Origin of the sequence: uncultured Arthrobacter sp. (genome assembly GCF_902805515.1) — a bacterium.
In the GTDB taxonomy this organism is placed as follows: domain Bacteria; phylum Actinomycetota; class Actinomycetes; order Actinomycetales; family Micrococcaceae; genus Arthrobacter_D.
In genome coordinates this window covers 1-2,898 of sequence record NZ_CADCTE010000076.1, presented here as the reverse complement: position 1 = coordinate 2,898, position 2,898 = coordinate 1, and the positions used below count along the sequence as shown (strand labels likewise).

8 protein-coding genes are annotated in these 2,898 nt (G+C 69.3%); all 8 read left to right on the top strand.

All coding sequences use genetic code 11. The annotated features are described in order from the left end of the window. Nucleotides 1–35: 35 nt before the first annotated feature. The gene (locus QZX79_RS06695; RefSeq protein WP_294566428.1) at nt 36–242 is read left to right on the top strand and encodes a hypothetical protein; all 207 of its coding nucleotides are present in this window, start codon (nt 36–38) and stop codon (nt 240–242) included. Between the two features lie 44 nt (nt 243–286). Continuing rightward, nucleotides 287–571 (top strand): hypothetical protein, encoded by a 285-nt coding sequence (locus QZX79_RS06690; protein ID WP_294566425.1) that lies wholly within the window; start codon nt 287–289, stop codon nt 569–571. 208 nt (nt 572–779) lie between these two features. Beyond that, nucleotides 780–1,001 carry a hypothetical protein gene (locus QZX79_RS06685; protein WP_294566422.1) on the top strand — a complete coding sequence of 74 codons (222 nt, stop codon included), beginning with the start codon at nt 780–782 and terminating at the stop codon, nt 999–1,001. Between the two features lie 55 nt (nt 1,002–1,056). Then, a complete protein-coding gene (locus tag QZX79_RS06680) occupies nt 1,057–1,281 on the top strand; it encodes a hypothetical protein (RefSeq protein WP_294566419.1) in 225 nt (74 codons plus the stop codon). A gap of 208 nt (nt 1,282–1,489) precedes the next feature. Next, a complete protein-coding gene (locus tag QZX79_RS06675; RefSeq protein ID WP_294566416.1) occupies nt 1,490–2,182 on the top strand; it encodes a hypothetical protein in 693 nt (230 codons plus the stop codon). Between the two features lie 37 nt (nt 2,183–2,219). Then, on the top strand, nt 2,220–2,441 hold the full coding sequence (locus QZX79_RS06670) for a hypothetical protein (protein ID WP_294566413.1): 222 nt from the start codon (nt 2,220–2,222) through the stop codon (nt 2,439–2,441). Further along, nucleotides 2,438–2,629 (top strand): hypothetical protein, encoded by a 192-nt coding sequence (locus QZX79_RS06665; protein WP_294566410.1) that lies wholly within the window; start codon nt 2,438–2,440, stop codon nt 2,627–2,629. Before QZX79_RS06670 ends, QZX79_RS06665 begins: the two co-directional genes overlap by 4 nt. Nucleotides 2,630–2,696: 67 nt before the next feature. Continuing rightward, on the top strand, nt 2,697–2,898 hold a 202-nt coding region (locus tag QZX79_RS06660), incomplete at its 3' end, for a hypothetical protein (RefSeq protein WP_294566407.1).

The following is a 2,898-nucleotide window of genomic DNA, read 5'->3' as shown; positions in this document are numbered from 1 at the left end:
CCGGGTAGTTCCGGCCGTCCCCCAGGAGACCCCACATGAGCACCGAGACCGCCAACACGATCCGAGTCCGCGTCGCCACTAGCGGCCACGCGGACGTCATCGCCGACAGGTGGGAAGTGACCTCCGAACGCGGCCTTCGCCTCTACGCCGGCGACGAGCTGGCCGCCGAGTTCGCTCCCGGCGCTTGGCTCTTCGCCCAGCGCATCGGCTCGGAGGAGGGTCCGCAGATCCAGGCGGTGTAACCGCGCCTCTGACCGCCCCACCAAGACCCTCCGAGGAGACTGCTGTGTCGACCAATGAACCCACCACTCGCGCCCTGACCGCCACCGAGGCCAGCGCCGTGCTGTTCTCCGCAGAGTGCGACGTCCGCGCCGACGCCGAGGAGATCGTGCCGCTGGGCATGGTCATGCGGGAGTACGACCGGCGTGGCGCCGAGCTGGCCCGGATGCGGCAGGTCATCCGCGACTACGTCAACCACGTCGAAAGCGGGGAGCGCTTCGACGCGCTGGCCCGCCTCGTCCCCGGCCTGCAGTCCGACGGCGGGCGCTACGGAGCGGCGACTTCGCGATGAACCAGCAGAACAGCGTTGCCGAGACAGGGCCGTGCAAAGACTGCGACGGACCGCCCTACGCATGCGCGAACTGTCGCCGACCTGTCATCTGGGTGGACGGGGTGGGGTGGCTCCACGGAGAAGTGGCGCGGTACGCCCACGAGCCTGTCGGCTGCGGCTGCGCTGAGCCGGTTCACCTGCGTCACGGGTCTCGGCACGGGAGCGCGAAATGACCGCCCCTGACCGGCCGTACGACGCGGACCGGGAGTCCCGGCACTTCGAGGCCACTGACGAACTCCTCCGTGCGGCGCTGGGGCTCTTGCAGTTCCACTACAGCCGCGACGACGCCGAGTACACACAGGAGGACGTGGTCGTCCTGCACCAGCGGCTCACCAAGGCCGCCATGGCCTACCTGGACGCGCCCTCCATCTACCCGTGGAGGTCAGCGTGACCACCTGCGCCCGTCTCGCCATCACCCTTCCCGCTGGCTCGCTGGGGGTGGACGAGTGAAGCAACTCCTGAAGATCACCATGTCTGGAGCGGTGGCCACAACCACCGTTTCACCAGTGGAGGCGGCCAAGTTCCTCGATGCGCTCCGCGCCGCGTGGGCGAGCGGGAGAGGGACCGCGCTCACCGTCGTGGACAGCAACGACGGCGCTTATCCGATGTACATCAACGCCTTCGCTGTGCAGGTCGTGCAGCTGTCCGACGTGCCGGAGGCGGACCAGTGACCACCCCTGTCCCCTCCGTCCGTGACCGTCTCCGTTCTGCGGGGCATCTCGGAGGACCGGATCGTCGAGCACGCGGCAGCGGGCAGGGTCCGCCTGGACGGGGAGCCGGCCGGTTTGGACCAGCCTGCCCCGGCGGGGACCCGTGTGAACCTGTGGCCGGCGTGACCGGCCCCGACCACGCCCACCCGACCCGAAAGGACCTCGAACGATGAGCACCGACCCCCTGACCCCGCCGGACTCCACCCGCGACGTCATCGCCCTGCCCTCGGTGGAACTCACCAAGTGGCCCCGCCTCCTCGTCGCCGGTGACCCCGTGACGGAGGAGCAGGCCAACGAGATCCTCATCCGCACCGCCGAGTGGAGCTTCATGGCCACCAACGACAAGGCGTGGGAACGGGCCGTGTACTCGGCGGCCGGTATCGCCCTCAACGACAGGCACGGCTGGCCCGACCACGACTCCGTGGCGGCGTTCGAGGAGCGGCACCGAGTGATCAGCCTCAACTACCTCGGAAACAGCCGGATCATGTCGGCGTGGATCGGTGGCCCCCACGGCTGGTGCGACTGGGACGGCCGCATCGGCTGCACCAGCCACAACATCGGGAAGTGGCCCAGCGTCGAGGAGGTCCACGACGACCTCGTCAAGATCGCTGCCGCGTTCCCGTACCTGACCATGCGCGTCCAGCTCGTCCCCGACGAGGGGGCGGCAGGCCGGGCGGCTGTGGAGTGGCGCGTCCAGGACGGCTTGGCGAAGGTGAACGAGCCGTCCGGGCTCATCACCGAGCCGACGGAGCTGTCCGAGGGGGCATTCCTGGCGGTGTTCTCGTCCGCGCCTGGGCGGGAGCGGGGCGTGAGCCTGATGCGGCTGACCCACGCGCTCCGACAGGTTGCCGAGTCCGCCTGATCTCCCTTTCCCTGCCTCACCGAGTAGGAGACGACAGATGAGCACCGAGACCGCCCAGCCCGACGAGACACCCGCCGACTTCTGCCGCTGGCTGCTCACGCTCGACGACCCGGAGAGCGAGCAGGGCCGAGAGGATCGGCGCACGGTCCGGCTGTCCGCGATCATCGACCGCGCCCGAGCCGCGTTGGACTACATTCCGCCGACGACGTGGCATGAGGCCATCGGGGCGCCGGGCTGGCTTCCCGGAGACCCCCGATGAGCAACCCCGGCCCCGTCCACGACGTCGAGCAACGTTTGCTCGGCTGGATGCTGTCCGTGCAGGCGAAGAACGGGGACAGCAAGGTCATGGCCGTAGCGCTGCGGGCGATGGTGGAGAGCACGCCACCAGGGCAAGCGTGGACGGTGCGCGACCTGGAGCGCCTGATTCGCTTCCTCGACCCGGCCTGATCGTCCCCCTTCGTCCCCGTCACCGAGGAGAGCCCAGACCGTGACCGCCGTAGAGATCGAAGCCACCGTGCCGAAGTGTGAGGTCGACGTCGAGGACGAGAGCGGCAAGTTCATCTGCTCGTACTCGGCGCTGTATCTGCCAGCGGTTGGAGACCTCCTGCTCGCGTCGCCGGGGTACCGCAACGCGGCCCGACGCGACGAGCAGAGCGTCTACCAAGTGGTGCGTCGGGAGTGGGATCTCGATGAGGAGCCTGCGCCCACGCTCCGCC